Genomic DNA, 15,172 nt, shown 5'->3' on the forward strand with positions numbered 1-15,172 from the left:
CCGCTCCTGCGTGGCGATCAGCTGCGTGAAGTAACGGCCGGCGGCGGGGATCGAACCGAGAGGTCCGGTCGCCGCTGCCGAGTCGTCGGCGCCGCACGCGCCGCGACCGCGAATCCGGAGACGCGATGGCACAGCTCGATCCGCGGCTGCTGGCGCTCTACGCGCACGGGCCGGGGCCCTGGTTCGCCGACCACGCCGAACGGCCGATCGACCCGGAGTTCCTGATCGTCGCGAGGCGCCATCTGGGGGCCGGCGCCCGCTTCCGGCGCATGGGCGGCTGGGTCTGCGTCGACCTGCGCGACGAGCAGATCGAGCAGGGCTGGAAGATCCACGTCTCCGCCACGAACACCGATGCGGCCGAGGTGCTGGAGCGCACCGTGCAGGTCCTGGCGCCCATGGGCGTCGACTTCAAGTTCCAGGCCGACGCCGCGTGGCTGTCGACGACGAACGGCCGGTCCACGCCCAGGGGCAACGGCTGCAAGTTCATCACCGCGTTCCCGCTGTCGGAGGAGGAGTGCCGGGAGGCCCTTGAGCGGCTCCACTCGCGACTGGACGGATTCGAGGGCCCCAGAATCCTCTCGGACCGCCGGTTCCGCGACAGCCGGGTCGTGCACTACCGGTACGGCGGGCACCGCTCGATCGCCCGGCTCGACCCGAGCGGCGGTTCCCACATGATGATGCGCGACCCGCGCAGCGGCGAACTGGTCGCCGACGAGCGCCCGCCCTACTGGTCCCAGCCCGACTGGATCGACGGCGACCCCTTCGCCGACGAGGCCCCCGAGGAGTTCGCCGACTTCGTCCTCGGCGGTCGCTTCCGCGTCGAGGCCGCGCTCCGGTTCACCAACGGCGGCGGGGTGTACATCGGCACCGACCTCGAATCCGGGCGCAAGGTCCTCATCAAGGAGGCGCGACCGGGCACCGACACCGTCCCCGGATCGGACGTAGACTCGATCGGGCTGCGCCGCAACGAATACGAGTTCCTCGACCGCGTGCGGGACGCGGAGGTCGCGGTCGAGCCGATCGCCTTCTTCCTCCAGGAGGACCACGCGTTCCTCGTGACCGAGTACCTGGAGCGCGCCGTGCACCTCCAGGGCTTCGTCAGCGGCTCGCAGCCGCCGGAGTCCCGCGCGACGGCCGCGGAGACCGCCTCGTTCATCGAGGTCCTGCTCGAAGTCTGGCGGCGGGTCGCGGGCCACCTCGAACTGCTCCACGACCGCGGCGTCGTCCACGGCGACGTGAGTGCGACGAACGTCATGCTCGTGCTCGACGAGGACGGGGCGGTCCGGGACGTCAGGCTCATCGACTTCGAAGCCGCCTCGCCCCCCGACCGGCACGACGTCCCCTGCGTCGTCACCCCCGGGTTCTCGCCCCCGAACCTGCGCGAGGACCGGGTGCCGCGGTTCGCGAACGACGTCTTCGCCTTCGGCGCCGTCGTCCTCTCCTGCCTCTCGATCGCCACCGAACCGGCCGTCCAGGACAGGGACCGGATGATCGGCCTGCTCCGCGGCCTCGGCGCCGACATGCCGCTCCCCGAAGGTCTCACCGACCTCATCGGAGACATGACCGAGGCCGACCCGCGGCGGCGCCCCACCGCGGCGGAGGTCCGCGTCGCACTGGAGCGGATGCGGGTGCGCCGCCCCGCGCGGGCGGCGGCCCCGCGCACCGCCGAACGCGAGCGGATCGACCTCGCGCGCGTGGTCTCGGGCATCACCGCGGCCGCCACCCCCGGCAGCGACGCGCGCTGCTTCCCCGCCGACCCGATCCTCTTCCACACCAACCCGTTCTCGATCGCGTACGGCGCCGCCGGAGTGCTCAGAGCACTCGCCTACCTCGGCGAGGAGGCGCCCCCGGGAACCCTCTCGTGGCTGCTGGAACGCGGCATCGACCCCGACCGGTGCCCCCCGGGCCTGTACACGGGCATCGCCGGCATCGCCTGGGCCTGCCTCGACCTCGGCCTGGACGAGTACGCCCGCGACCTCATGGACCTGGCGAACCGGCACCCCCTCGTCGGCGCGTCGAGCGACGTGTTCGCCGGCGACGCCGGCATCGTCCTCGCCGACCTGCACTTCTGGGACCGGACCTCGGACGAGGCGTACCTGGAGGCCGCGGTCAAGGCCGCGGTCGGCCTCCAGGAGGCGCCCGCCTCCGACCTGCTGGGCTTCGCGCACGGCGCCGGCGGCTCGGCCCTCGCGCTGCTCTACGCGGGGGAGGCCGCGGCGGACGACGGCCTCTCGGCGGCGGGCCTGGCGCAAATGCTCGACTGCATCGGCCACGCCCGCGCCGTCCCCGGCGGCTTCCGCAGCATGCCGGAGTCCCGCCTGCCCAGACGCGTCGAGATCCTCAGCCCCTACTGGTCCGGCGGCTCCGCCGGCGTCGGCGCCGCCGCACTCCGGTTCGCGACCCGCCGCCCCGAGGAGGCGCTGCTCGCCTTCGTCGACGACGCGATCGCCGACTCGACGCGCAAGTACACCTTCATGCCCGGACACGCCACCGGCCTCGCCGGCCTCGGCGACTTCCTCCTGGACGCGTACCGGTACACCGGGAGGACCGACGCGCTCGAAGGCGCGCGCACCGTCGCCGACGGCATCGCCCTCTTCGCGAGAACCGAAGGGCCGCACGTGCTCTTCCCCGGCTCGCAGCTCCTGCGGCACTCCACCGACTTCAGCACCGGCGCCGCCGGCGTCGCGATGTTCCTCCACCGGCTCGAATCGATCGAGACCGCCGCCGACCCCGGGCCGGTCCAGATGCTCCCGCGGCTCCTGGCTCCCCCGGCCGTCGCGCAGGGCCCCGACGGCGCCGAGGCGCCCGCCTAGAGAACGGATTCCCTTGTCACCTCAACGGTTCCCCGGAGCGGCGAGCATCTGGACGCTGATCCGGCTCCTCCCCCGGGTCTCCCGTCGCCGCACCGCGGCCCTCGCCGCCTCGACCGTGCTCGTCGCGACGCTGCCCCTCGCCGCGGCGATCGCCAGCGGCCTGCTCATCGGCCAGGTGCCCGCCGCCGCGGCGGCGGGCCCGGGCTCCCCGGAGTCGCGGCAGGCCTACCTGCTCCTCGCGGCCGCGGCCTTCGCGTTCGTGGCCGCGGGCCTGGCGGGCCACGCTCACGGCGCCGTCGCCCGCAACCTCGGCCGAGAGCTCGAACTCCTCCTCCAGGACCGCCTGGCCCGGGCCGTCGCCCGCCCCACGGGGATCGGGCACCTCGAGGACGAAGAGGTGCTCGCGCTCCTGCGCATCGCCCGCCAACTGGGCATGGACTGGATCAGACCCGCGAACGCCGTCCACGGCGTCGCCGCGATCGCACCGCAGTTCATCGGCGCCGCCGGGGCGGCGATCGTCCTGGCCGCCTTCAACGTCTGGATCGGACTGGCCTGGCTCCTCGCCTGGCCCGCGGTGTTCGTCGGCATGCAGATCGAGTTCGGCCGCATCGGCCGCATGGTCTACACCTCCTCCGGCGAGATGCGCGAGACCGAGTACCTGCGAAGCCTCGCGATGGACGCCGAACCGGCCAAGGAGATCCGGGTGTGGGGCCTCCTCGACTGGCTCCTGGACCGCTACGACCGGCGGTGGTCCGAACGCATGGGCGCCCACCGGCGCGGCGAGCAGGTCCGGCCGCTCACCGTCCTGGTCGTCATCGGCGCGCTGCTGGCGCTCACCGCCGCCACGACCCTGACGCTGGTGGACGCGGGACTGTCCGGCGCCGTCGGATTCGGCGCGATCGGCGTCTACGCCATGGCCCTCCACGCGCTCTTCAACTTCTCGGCCTTCGACGAGGACGCCGCCTTGACCTCGTACGGAGCGCTCCCCGTGCCGAAGATCCTCGATCTCGAACGGCGCCTCGCCTCCCAGCGGCGGGCGACGGGAGCCGAACTGGCTCCGGAGGCCCCGCAGCGGTCCATCCGGTTCGAGCGGATCGGATTCACCTACCCCGACGCGCGGCAACCGGTCTTCGACGGCCTCGACCTGGAGATCGAGGTCGGACGCTCCCTGGCCGTGGTGGGCGACAACGGCGCCGGCAAGACCAGCCTCGTGAAACTGCTCGCCGGCCTGTACGAACCCGACGCGGGACGCGTCCTCGTCGACGGCGCCGACCTCGCCGGGATCGACCCCGCCGACTGGCGCACCCGGCTGTCGGCGCTGTTCCAGGACTTCACGCGCTACCAGTTGACCGTCCGTGAGAACATCACGCTCGGCGCGCCGCACCTGGCCGCCGAGACCGACCTGGTCTGGAAGGCCTGCGAGCCGATGGGCATCAGGGCGCTGGTGGAGTCCCTCCCCGACGGCCTCGACACCGTCCTCTCCGGACAGGTCCAGGGCGGCACCGACCTCTCGGGCGGTCAGTGGCAGCGCATCGCGCTGGCGCGGGCCCTGTTCGCCGTCGAAGCCGGAGCGAAGGTGCTGATCCTCGACGAGCCCGCCGCCGCACTGGACGTGCGCGCCGAGGCCGAGCTGTACGAGCAGTTCCTCGACATCACCGCGGGCCTGACCACGATCGTGATCTCCCACCGGTACTCCACCGTCCGCCGCGCCGACCGGATCGTCGTCCTCGACGGCGGGACCGTGGTCGAGGACGGCGACCACGAGCGGCTGATGGCCCTCGGCGGCCGCTACGCCCGCGCGTTCACCCTGCAAGCCGATCGACTCGCGCGATAGGAGCGACCAGATGCTCGACAACCTCGCGGGCGGCCTCCGCGGCTACCGGGACGCACTCGCGCTCGGCTACCGGGCCAACCCTAAAGGCGTGATCGCCAACCTCGCGCTCGCCTCGGCGCAGGCGGCGGTCGTGCCGCTGGTGCTCTACGGCGTCAAGGGCCTCATCGACGGCCTCCAACACGGACAGGCCGAGACCGCCTACTGGTCGGCGGCGGCGATCGGCGTCGGCGCGGCCGCCCTGTGGGCGATCACGTTCGGGCTCATCAAGTTCTCCTTCGCGGTGGCCTTCGACGCCAACCGCGCCGCCGACCGCGAGCTCATGGACCTCATGGGGCGACCGCCCGGGCTCGACCACCACGAGCGGCCCGCTTACCTCGACCAGGTCCAGCGCATCCGCGAGGAGCGGGGCATGCTGGCCATGGCCGTCTCCTGGACCGGATCGTGGATCCAGGCGGTCGGCACCATCGGCATCGGCGGGTGGCTGCTGTACCGGGTCCACCCGCTGCTGCTGCTCTTCCCGCTGGTCTCCGTGGCGGCCGTGGTCGCGGCCAAGCGCGCCGCGGACCTCCAGATCCGGTCGTACGAGCGCACCAGCGCCGCCGAGCGGCTCCGCCGCCACCTGTTCGAGGTCGCCACCGGCGCGCAGTCGGGCACGGAGCTGCGGGTCTTCGGCAGCGCCGACGCGATCGGCGACCGCCACCTCGCGGTGGGCAGGACCGTGGTCGACGAACGCAACCGCGGCCAGCGCCGGTCGGCGTGGATGCTGGGCACCGAGAGCCTCATCGGCGCGGTGGGCATGGTGGCCGGCGTCGGGCTGGTCCTCCACCTCGCCGTCCGGGGCCGGGCGAGCGCCGGCGACGTGGTGCTCCTGATCGGACTGGTGGGCATGGTCGCCGGCCAGATCCGGGGCATCGCGGGCCAGACCTCGCAGCTCGTGCAGGTCGGCCGGCTCGGCAGGCGGCTCGCCTGGCTGCGCGGCTACGCCGCCGAGAGCGGCGGCCCGGCCGATCCGGCGCCGGTCCCCGAGCGCCTCGGCGAGGGGATCACGGTCGAGGACGTCTCGTTCGCATACCCCGAGGCCGAGCGGCCGTCGCTGGACGGCGTGTCGCTGCGCCTGCCGGCGGGCAAGGTGGTCGCGCTGGTGGGAGAGAACGGCGCGGGCAAGACCACGCTCGTCAAGCTCCTGTCGGGCTTCTATCGCCCGACTTCGGGTGCGATCCGGGTCGACGGCGCCCCGCTGGCCGGTTTCGAGGTCGACGCCTGGCGCGGGCGCATCGGCGCGACGTTCCAGGACTTCACGCGGTTCGAGTTCCGCGCCCGCGAGTCCGTGGGCGTGGGCGATCTGCGGGCGCGGTTCGAGGACGGGCGCATCGGCGACGCGATGCGGCGAGCGGGGGCGGAGGGGCTGCTCGACGAGCTGCCCGAGGGGCTCGACACGCGGCTGGGCGGGAGTTGGGAGGGGGGTACCGACCTGTCCGGCGGCCAGTGGCAGAAGCTGGCGATCGGCCGCGGGCGCATGAGGGAGGACCCGCTGCTGGTGGTGTTCGACGAGCCCAGTGCCGCACTCGATCCGCAGACCGAGCACGCGCTGTTCGAGCGGTTCGCCGAGGAGGTCAGGGCCGGGCGGCGGCGCGGTACGGTCGCGGTCCTGGTGTCCCACCGATTCTCGACGGTCTCGATCGCCGACCTGATCGTCGTCTTGAAGGACGGCAGGGTGGCCGAGTCGGGCACCCACGCCGAGCTCATGGCCGAGGGCGGCACGTACGCGGAGCTGTACGGGCTCCAGTCGGCGGCCTACCGCTGACGTCGCGGCCCGGCGGTCCGGGCGGCGAGGAGGTCGACCCGTCCTTCGAGTACCAGGCGGAGGCACTCCCCGCGGCGCGGTTTGCCGCTGGCGGTGACGGGGATGCGGCCTTCGCGGACGATCAGGACGCGTTCGGCGCGCACGCCGGTGGCCTTCGCGGTGGCTCTCGCGAGGTCGTTCGCGGCGGTTTCGGCGGCCGTCTCGTCGGCGCACTCGGCGACGATCCACAGTTCCTCGCCGGCGGGGCCCGCCGCGGCGAGCGCGACGGTGCGCCCCTGTCCGGCGGCGCCGGCGACGGCGTGTTCGATCGCGGCGAGCGAGTGTCCCACGCCCCGGATCTTGACGAGGTCGCGGCGCCGTCCGACGACCCAGAGGACGCCGTCCTCGATGACGCCGAGGTCGCCGGTCCGCAGCGGCCCGGTGCGTTCTGGTTCGTCCGCGATCGCCGCCACCTGCGGTCCGCGGACGGTGATCTCGCCGATGCGCCCCGGTTCGAGGGCTCGTCCGGTCTCGGGTTCGACGACGGCGATCTCGGTGTCGGCCACGGGTGTTCCCGCGGCGGCCACCGCCGCGCCGCGCCAGGCGGCCGCGGCGGGACGGGGCGGAGGGGTCGCGCCCTCGCGGGCGGCGGTGACGAACAGGGTCGCCTCGGTCAGCCCGTAGGAGGGTCGGAGCGCGGTCGGTCGCAGGCCGGCGGCGGCGAACCTCGCGGTGAAGCGCTCCAGGACGTCCGCCCATAGCGGACCGGCCGCGGTGCGGGCCACGCGCAGGGAGGAGAGGTCGAGTCCGGCGATGCGGGGATCGGGTATGCGGTCGAGGCAGTGCGAGAATCCGAACACCGGTGCCGAGGTGTACGTGGCGCGGTACCGGTCGAGGGCTTCGAGCCAGAGGGCGGGGTCGGCGGCGAACGCGTCCGGGGCGAGGAGCGTGGAGGTGGCGCCGAGGCGCAGGGGCAGCAGCAGGCCGTTCATCAGTCCCATGCTGTGGTGCAGGGGCGTCCATGAGACGAAGCGGTCGGATTCGCAGAGTCCGTAGGCGTCTGCGGCCTGGGTGTACGCGGCCTCGAGGTTGTCGCCGGTCGTCAGGACCGTCTTCGGCTCGCCCGTGGTGCCCGAGGTGCGCTGGAGCGCGACGACGCCCTTCGGCAGCGGCCGTTCGGCGGCGGGCGGGTCGCGTCGCCGCAGGAGGGTCAGCGCGGGGCCGATCTCGCCTTCGGGTGTCCAATGCTCGGAGGTCGCGGTGTCGGCGATGAGGTGGACCGGTCGGTCGTCCGGGTCCCTCGGGTCCAGCGGCATGAAGGGGACGGCGGCGGCGATGCTCCCGAGGGCGGCGACGGCGAAGGCGAGCGGGGAGGCGCAGGCGACGCCGATCGGGCCGGGCGGGTCGAGCTCGCGGATCTGCGCGGCGGCGTGTTCGATCGACGTGGCCAGGCCCGCGTAGTCGAGCGACTCGGGTTCGCGGGCCGGGCCGCCCAGGTCCCTGAGCGCCGTCGTGCCGGGGTGGGAGGCGGCCCGCGCAGCGATCCGGCCGATCAGATCGGATGCCCTTGCGCCTCTTGCGGGTTCGTGCGGCGGGCCCGCGTAATCGGGCATCCGCGTCGAGGCGCTCGTCGATGGAGGCCGCGACCTCGGCGAGGTCCGATGCGTCGAGGAGACGGTCGACGGGGATCTCGACGCCCCATTCGTCCTCGATGGCGGCCATCAGTTCGATGACGGCGAGCGAGTCGCCGCCGATGTCGTAGAAGTTCTCGCTCGGCGCCACCGCGTCGAGCTGGAGGATCTCACGGCATTGGGCGCACAGCCAGTCCAGTGTCGCGGCGAGGGTTTCAGGCTCGGTCATTCGCGCTCGTCTCCTCGGTGGTGAGCCGCCACAGCAGGTGGCGGGCGACGGTGCCCTTGCGGGTCCTGGGCAGTTCGTCGAGGACGTACAGCCTTCGCGGGACGTACTGCGGTCGGAGCCGGGGCAGCAGGTACCGGAGCAGGCGGTCCTCGTCGAGCGGCCGGTCGGCGACGATCGCGACGGCGATCTCCTCCCCGACCCTGTTGTCGGGGACGGGGAACACCGCGGCCTCCCGGATCGGGCCGTACTGCGTCAGGACCGTTTCGACGGCGGCGATCGGCACCATGGCCAGGCCCCGGGCTATCGTCGAGCGCCACCGGTCCAGCAGGTGCAGGCGGCCGTCCCGGTCGACGTAGCCGCGGTCCCCGGTGCGGATCCAGTCGCCGGTGATGGCTTTGCGCTCGTCGCTCTCTTGTCCGACGTAGCGGCGGGGCGGGCGGGCCGGTCGCAGGCAGATGTCTCCGATCTCGTCGGCGGGCAGTTCGCTCCCGTCCTCCCCTTCGATCCGGACCGTGGTGCCGGAGGTCGGGGAGCCGATCGAGTCGGGGCGATCGGCGTTGTAGACGGTCATCGTCCCTTCGGGCCAGGACTCGGTCTGCGTGTAGAGGTTGACGACCTTCGCGCGGGGGGCGATCGACCTGAGCCGGACGATCGCGTCCGGGGTCGGCGGGCTGCCCGAGATGAACACGGTGCGGAGGTTCTCGAGCGTCTCGTGCTCGCCGGGCCGCTCGTCGCCGGTGAACCGGGTCGCCCAGGTGCCGTACAGCGAGGCGGCCCGGACCCGGTGCCGCGCGGCCAGCGCGATGAAGTCGGCGGGGTTGAAGTAGGGGTGCCAGACGATCGACCAGGCACGGCACAGGGTGTCGACGAGGATGCCGAGGGCGTCGCGGACGGAGAGCGAGCACAGGAGGCTCACTTCGCGTCGGGGTTCCCAGACCCGCTTGCCCCACAGCAGGTTCTCGTTGCCGCAGGCCACCCATTTCGGGTCGCCGGTGGTGCCGGAGGTGTGGAGGATGAGGGCGGTGTCGTCCGGCAGGGGCGCGGGGGCCGTCGCGACCTCCTCGACGCGCAGCGGGCGCCCGTTCCGGTCCGGCTGCGCTTCGACGCCTTCGATGACGTGGGTGGCTCCCACCGTCGCGATGCCGCGGGCGAGGGTGTTCGCGTCCAGCCCGGTCGCCATCATCGGCACGGCGCCGCTCAGCACGGTGCTCGCCCAGGCGACGGCCGCGTCGCCGAGGCTGTCGTCGGGCATGGCCGCGGCCACCACCGCGCCGGGTCCGACGCCGTTCTCGCGCAGTTGCGCGGCGCCGGCTTCGGCTCGGGTCCACCACCGGCCGAAGGAGAGCGTGGTCCCGTCGCATTCGGTGATCGCGGTCCGGTCGGGGCAGTCGGCAGCCCTGGTGCGCAGCAGGTCGGCGATCGTCGCGGGCGGGTTCACGCGGCCTCCGCCTGCCGGTAGGCGAGGGACGCCCAGGCGGGGGTGAGGCTTTCGCCCGCCGGGGACGCGGCGACGGTCCAGGGGACGGGGTTGTCCGCCAGGTGCGGGCGCCCCGCGGCGCACCAGTCGCCGAATCGGTCCCGGAGCCGGGCGATGCCCGTGGCGGTGCCGCGCAGTTCGCGGCCGGCTACGCGGAGCCGGGCCCAGTCCTGCCCGTCGCCGACGTCGAGCCGCATCACCTCTGGTCCGGGCTCGAGCCGGAGGAGGGCCGGCACGCCTTGGTTGATCAGCCAGCCCCAGAAGTCGACGACGCGGCCGCCCGGCCCGTCGGGCCAGGGCTCGGTCAGCGTCGATTCGGCTTCCGTCGCGGTGCTGACGGCGAGTTCCGCGTGATCGCCCAGTGCGGGCGCGGCGCGCTGCGCGACGATCTTCACCGGGGCGACGCTCAAGGCGGTATCGGTCCGTTCGATCTCGACGGTCAATTGCAGGTCGGGCCGGTCCAGGGTGCACAGCATGCGGCCTCCGGGCCGGAGCGCGTCGCACAGGCGCATCGGGACGCGGGCGAGGGCCGGCCAGACGACCACGCGGTCGAAGTCGGCCGGTCGGGGTTCGTACGCGAGGCCGTCGGCGGTCACGTGGCGCAGGTTCGCCCGGTCGGGGCGCGGGGCCGTCGCGGGCTTGTACGCGACCGTCTCCAGGTGCCCGCGGTCGCCGACGGCGGTGTGGATCAGGGCGCCGGTGTAACCGGAGCCGGTGCCGATCTCGAGCACCCGCATCCCCGGTCGCGGGTCGAGGAGGTCGATCATCTCGATCCTGACCGAGCGCTCCGGGGGGACCTGGCCGGTGGCCGGGTCGAGGCCGGAGCCGCCGAAGTCGCAGACGTGGACCGCCTCGACCGCCTGCACGGTGCGGGCCCTCACCATCGAACCCGACGCGTGCAGCGCGGCCACGTAGCGTTCTTGAACGCAGTGGTCGTGCATCGTCGTCCGCTTCCCTCCTGGGGTTGTTCGCGTGACGAGCGTATGGAGGGAGCGCATGAGGAACGCATGAGCGGCGCATGACCGCTTCGGTCCCCGAATCGTTCACGGGCCCTTCAGCATCGGCTCGCCGCGGCGTGGACGACCGACCGCACGCGGTTCGCGTCCCGGTTGAGCGCGGCATGGTGGAGGGACGCGATCGACGCGGGTACGCCGACCCCGAGTTCGTCGAAGTAGCTCGTGCAGCGGTTGATCGATGCAAGCGCTCCCTCGAGGTCGCCGACGAGGAACTGGGCGGCCGCGTGGAGGAGCCGGAGCCGTTCCCGGTGCGGCGCCGCGGTCACCGCGATGGTGAGGTCGGGCAGTCGGGCCGTGATCTCGGCACCCTCCAGCAGCACGGACGCGAACAGCGTCTCCAGCATCGACTCGTGCTGCACGACCAGGGCGGTCTCGTGCATGGCGACCATCGCGGTCGGGGGGAGGTCCGCGCCGAAGCCGCCGGCCCACAGCGCCTCGGCCTGGAGGCAGTACCGGGAGGCCGCCTGCCAGTCGTCGGCCCTGAGCCGGCGGTGCGCCTGCCGGCAGAGGCGTTCGAACTCGATCACGTCGACCCGGCCCGGGTCGATCCCGAGCCGGTACCCGCCGCCTCCGCCGCCGCGCGCGCCCCGCTGCGTGGTGAGTCCGGCAGCCATGCCGGGCGAGACGGTCTCGAGATCGGCGCGCAGCCCGGCCACGGCCGACCGGAGGTTGGGCATCGCGGACGTCGGCGGGTCGGCCCAGCACCAGTCCTTCAGGGCGTCGAACGTGACGAGCTTGTCGGCGTTGAACGACAACGCCGCGAGGACGCCCCTCCGGATGTGGTGGGCGGGGATGATCGTCATGCGCTCGTTGCTGATCGCTACGGTTCCGAGCAGGCGGATGCGGGTGGTCACGAGGGGTCTCCTTGCACGGGGGGTGGCTCAGGGGGTTCGAGCGGTGGTCAGCGCAGCGTCATCCGCCCCGCGATCGCGGACATGGAGCCGGGGCCGAGGAAGTCGCCGGGGTCCACGCCCGCGTAGCCGCCCTCGCGCAGCAGTTCCATCACCCCCGCGATCGCCAGGTAGCGGCCCCCAAGTGCGCCATAGGACTCGGTCGGGCACACCTCGGTCGGCCCGTGGCATTCGACGAACGCCCGCGTCAGGACCTCGAAGCGCTCGTCCGTGACGACCCGTGAGGCGTACTCGTCGGCGGGTGCGAACCGGTCGGCCGCGGGGAGCGCGCGCCAGGCGGACTCTTGGTGCCGGGACTGCGGCGGTTCGGACGTCTGGACGTAGAGCGAGGGGGCTTTCACCAGGGGATCGTGTGAGGACTCGACACTGAGCCGCTCGTGGACCGCGACGAGGTCGGACCCGGCGCCCGCGACGTAGGCGACCGGCGCACCGGCGTCCATGAAGACCGCGGCGGCCGCGACCCCATCGCAGCGTTCGATGTTCGCCTCGATGCGGTCCGCGGAGAACCGCGAACCGCCCGACTCGAGCATCCGCGCCCCGGGTATGCCTCCCCAGGCTCCACCGCCGCTCCCCGGGCGGTGGACGGGCGCGTCCGGCCCGTCCGCGGCCCGTTGGATGAAGTCGACCACCTGGTGCAGCATCGCGAACGCATCGGTCTCGGACAGGACCGCCGCGTCGGAGTTCACGTTCATGCTCGTGGTGTTGGGCAGCGGGACGATGTTGAACCAGAGGTGATCGGTGCGGCGCTCCTCCGTCGTCGCGTGCGTGTGCCGCCCGTCGGGCAGGGTGATCCCGGCGTCGCGCAGATAGTCGAGGTACTCGATCAGGACGGGCTTGGCGAGCACCGACCCGGTGAGCTCATCGGACCTGGCGTCCTCCATCACGCCGGCCCCGAAGTCGCGGTTCGCGTGGAGGTACGCGTTCGCGAGGGCGCTGTGGGTCCGCTTGAGGACGGTGCGGTAGGTGTCGTCGGGGGCGCGCTCGAATCCGCAGTCCACCGTAGACGCCACCCGTCCCACGAAGTCGCGGACGCTGCGCCTCCACCGGTTCGCCACTGCGGTCGAGAACACGAACCGGGGCGTCCGCGTCCACTCGCTCACGACTTCGCAGATCCCCGCGTGGAAGAGGGACGGCACCGTGATCCGGCACTGATCTGCGGCCGACTCCGCCGCCTTCATGACCGCACCGTCCAGCAGCGTCGCCGACCGCGTCGTCCCCGAGCCGTACCTCCAGTGCAGCGCCGGAAGGAAGTTCCGAGGCGCCTCCCGCCGCAGCTCCCGAGCACGGCGCATCCCCCGCTCCGCACGCGCTTCGGCACCGGGGTTCCCGCCCCGCTCCGATGCGGCGAGGTCGATCGGCTGCATCCCGGCCGACGCCGGCAGGGTCCCATCGGCCAGGTACGCCTCCACCTCGCCCGCCACCCTCGCCATCGAGGCCCCGTCGAGGTCGATCAGGTTGGCCACCATCCAGGCCGAGCCCACGACGCCGCCCTCGACCTCCGCCTGGCAGCGGAAGCCGGGCCGCTCGAAGATACTCACCGCCTCGACGGCGGCGAGCGGGCCGATCGCGACCTCGGGCCGGTACGCGGCCAGCACCCGCTGCATCGGCTCCCCGCTCCCGGGCCGCGTATAGAACGTCCGCAGCGCCTCGTGCCGCTCGGCACTCGCCGCGAGCGCGTCCTCGAGGTCCGCGATCGACGTCCGCTCCGGCACCCTCAGCGGCAGCACGGCTCTCGGCTCCGAACCCCAGTCCTCCATGAAGTACGGATCGTTGTAGAACCAGAACATGTGCTGCGCCCACGTGAGCGGGCCGGTGCGGACGACCTCCACGGTCACGTTTCCTTCCGAAAATTTCGAGGATTTTTCAGTAACTTTCGTATACTAGGAACCGGCGAATGCGAAGTCAACACGTATCGAACGGAAGGCCGGAATCCGAACACGAGCCGGATCTCGGGGCCGCCGCCGAAGCGGCGAAGCGCGCGGTCGTGCGAGCGCCGAATCCGGGCCGGCACCGTTCCGTCGCGCCTCCAGTAGGGTTGCCGCTCAGAGGACGTCCCATCAGGAGGCAGTGGTGCGCGCATTCGGTTCGGACACCCGGCTGCCGACGGTCGCGATGGTCCTCGACCTGCTCCGCGAGCGCGACCGGGTCAGCCGGATCGAGCTGGCTCAGGCGACCGGGCTCACCCGGGCCACCATGACCAACGCCGTGCGCAAGCTCATCGATCTGGGTTTCGTCCAGGAGGCGGGGACGGCGCGGTCCCATCGGGGCACGCCGCGGCGCCTCCTCGAACTCCGGTCCGACGCCTGCCGCATGGTCGGCGTCCAGTTCGACCGGTACTCGGCCGTCGCCGTGGTCGTCGACCTGGCGGGCCGCATCGTCGCGCGAGGCGCGATGCCGGCGCCGGGAGACCGCGGGCCCGACGCGGTCCTCCCGGAGTTCGCGGCGAACGTCCGCGACCTGCTGGAGTCGGCGGGCCTCGCCCCCGCCGACGTCCTCGGCATCGGCCTCGCCACGTACGGCCCGCAGGACCGCGAGGCGGGCGCCCTGCTCACCCCGCAGCCGACCGCGGCCTGGCAGGGATACCCGTTGGCCGCGGGGCTGTCGGAGCTGACGGGTCTGCCCGTGGCAATCGAGAACGACGCCACCGCCGCCGGCATCGGGATGCAGGCCCTGGGCGGCTCGCCGTCGAACTTCGCCCTCGTCTTCATGGGCGGCGGGATCGGCGCCGGGCTCATCATCGACGGCCTCCCCTACCGCGGGGCGACCGCGAACGGCCTGGAACTGGGCCACATCTCCGTCGACATGGACGGGCCCCGGTGCGACTGCGGCAACCGGGGCTGCGTCGACGCCGTCGCCGGTGCGGTCGCGATAGCCGCTCGGGCACACCGCGATCCGGATCTGGTGTCCCGCTTGGGACTGGGCGGCGATCCACTCGCCGACTTCCGGACCGTCGCCGCCGCGGCGGCGTCCGGCGACGCGGCGGCGTCCGCGCTGATCGCGGTCTCGGCCAGGGCGCTGGCGGTGGCCACGGTGAGTCTGGTGAACCTGCTCGACGTCGGCCGGATCGTCCTGGCCGGGAACGCGTTCGCCGACATCGGGCCGGTCTACCGCCGGGTCTTGCAGGAGGAGGTGGACCGGGCGGTGTTCATGCGGCACGTGCACGAGGTCCGCGTCGAGCTCGCCGAGGACGTCTCCTGCGTCGCGGCCGTGGGCGCCGCCATGGTGGTGCTCCGCAACCTGCTCGAATCGCCGGAGATCGGCGACCGGCCCGCGCCGAAGCGCTGACCGGCCGCCGAGGGTGCGGAACACGGCCTACGGCCGGTTCGGCCCAGGTCGCGAGGGCGTCGCTGAAGTCGTGGTCGCAGTCACTGTCGCCGAACTCGCCGAAGCACGTCGGCACTTCGTCGGGTCACAGGTAGGGGCTCTGGGTGAGCAGGTGGCTCCGGTAGCCTTCGCCGACACCGGGCTCCGGAGTCCC

General features: G+C 73.0%; 9 protein-coding genes and 1 pseudogene. 4 read left to right on the forward strand and 6 right to left on the reverse strand.

Annotation, left to right across the window (positions count from 1 at the left end; all coding sequences use genetic code 11):
- Positions 1 to 125: 125 nt before the first annotated feature.
- From lanKC to E9998_RS08815, 3 genes are read left to right on the forward strand one after another with little or no spacing between them, the layout of a single operon-like run.
- Positions 126 to 2,813: a class III lanthionine synthetase LanKC gene (gene lanKC / locus E9998_RS08805; protein ID WP_136529329.1), complete on the forward strand. Its 2,688-nt coding sequence runs from the start codon at positions 126 to 128 to the stop codon at positions 2,811 to 2,813.
- Between the two features lie 13 nt (positions 2,814 to 2,826).
- A complete protein-coding gene (locus tag E9998_RS08810; RefSeq protein ID WP_136529330.1) occupies positions 2,827 to 4,647 on the forward strand; it encodes an ABC transporter ATP-binding protein in 1,821 nt (606 codons plus the stop codon).
- Between the two features lie 10 nt (positions 4,648 to 4,657).
- Positions 4,658 to 6,451, forward strand: coding sequence for an ABC transporter ATP-binding protein (locus E9998_RS08815; protein ID WP_136529331.1), 1,794 nt, complete (start codon positions 4,658 to 4,660; stop codon positions 6,449 to 6,451).
- Here E9998_RS08815 and E9998_RS08820 read toward each other — a convergent pair.
- The 6 genes and pseudogenes from E9998_RS08820 to E9998_RS08850 all read right to left on the reverse strand — a co-directional run bounded on the left by E9998_RS08820 (position 6,442) and on the right by E9998_RS08850 (position 13,529).
- Positions 6,442 to 8,043 carry an AMP-binding protein gene (locus E9998_RS08820; RefSeq protein ID WP_136529332.1) on the reverse strand — a complete coding sequence of 534 codons (1,602 nt, stop codon included), beginning with the start codon at positions 8,041 to 8,043 and terminating at the stop codon, positions 6,442 to 6,444. The genes E9998_RS08815 and E9998_RS08820 overlap by 10 nt on opposite strands.
- A gap of 37 nt (positions 8,044 to 8,080) precedes the next feature.
- A pseudogene (locus E9998_RS27040) lies at positions 8,081 to 8,290 on the reverse strand (acyl carrier protein); the annotation flags it as partial.
- A complete protein-coding gene (locus E9998_RS25235) occupies positions 8,277 to 9,728 on the reverse strand; it encodes a class I adenylate-forming enzyme family protein (RefSeq protein ID WP_158299742.1) in 1,452 nt (483 codons plus the stop codon). The pseudogene E9998_RS27040 and the gene E9998_RS25235, both read right to left, overlap by 14 nt.
- Complete coding sequence (locus E9998_RS08840) at positions 9,725 to 10,708, reverse strand: protein-L-isoaspartate O-methyltransferase family protein (RefSeq protein ID WP_158299743.1); 984 nt, start codon at positions 10,706 to 10,708, stop codon at positions 9,725 to 9,727. Before E9998_RS08840 ends, E9998_RS25235 begins: the two co-directional genes overlap by 4 nt.
- Before the next feature lie 113 nt (positions 10,709 to 10,821).
- The gene (locus E9998_RS08845) at positions 10,822 to 11,637 is read right to left on the reverse strand and encodes an AfsR/SARP family transcriptional regulator (RefSeq protein ID WP_136529334.1); all 816 of its coding nucleotides are present in this window, start codon (positions 11,635 to 11,637) and stop codon (positions 10,822 to 10,824) included.
- A 47-nt stretch (positions 11,638 to 11,684) separates the two neighbouring features.
- A complete protein-coding gene (locus tag E9998_RS08850) occupies positions 11,685 to 13,529 on the reverse strand; it encodes a condensation domain-containing protein (RefSeq protein ID WP_136529335.1) in 1,845 nt (614 codons plus the stop codon).
- A 235-nt stretch (positions 13,530 to 13,764) separates the two neighbouring features.
- Here E9998_RS08850 and E9998_RS08855 point away from each other — a divergent pair, with 235 nt between their 5' ends.
- The gene (locus E9998_RS08855) at positions 13,765 to 14,979 is read left to right on the forward strand and encodes an ROK family transcriptional regulator (protein WP_136529336.1); all 1,215 of its coding nucleotides are present in this window, start codon (positions 13,765 to 13,767) and stop codon (positions 14,977 to 14,979) included.
- Positions 14,980 to 15,172 lie beyond the last annotated feature (193 nt).

The sequence above is a fragment of the Glycomyces paridis genome, from assembly GCF_004912155.1.
Classification (GTDB): domain Bacteria; phylum Actinomycetota; class Actinomycetes; order Mycobacteriales; family Micromonosporaceae; genus Glycomyces; species Glycomyces paridis.